1 protein-coding gene is annotated in these 282 nt (G+C 44.7%); it reads right to left on the bottom strand.

From position 1 onward, the window contains the following. A partial coding sequence (locus ACFINC_RS11185) for a POTRA domain-containing protein (RefSeq protein WP_375617248.1) occupies positions 1 to 282 on the bottom strand: 282 nt, incomplete at both ends.

Genomic DNA, 282 nt, shown 5'->3' with positions numbered 1-282 from the left:
CCGATTGATTTGATCAAGCCCTTGTTCTATAGAGCGCAGATGAGCAGGTTGCCCCACTAAATTTGGAAAAGCCGTAATGATTTCCCCTTGAGATTGCCTTTCAACTTTATGCCCCTCCAGGGTGATATCTTCTACTTGTCCTTCAACAACAACAATTTTAAGACGCCCACCCCTTAAATCCTGTTCTGGTAAATAAGCCCGCACCGCAATATAGCCGCGCTTCATATAAAGCTTGGTTACCGCTTTAAGCACTTTGTTGATCTCAGCAATACCAAGACACCG

Source organism: Bartonella sp. AP58NXGY, from assembly GCF_042195785.1.
Taxonomy (GTDB): Bacteria; Pseudomonadota; Alphaproteobacteria; order Rhizobiales; family Rhizobiaceae; genus Bartonella.
This window is presented reverse-complemented; position numbering and strand designations above follow the sequence as displayed.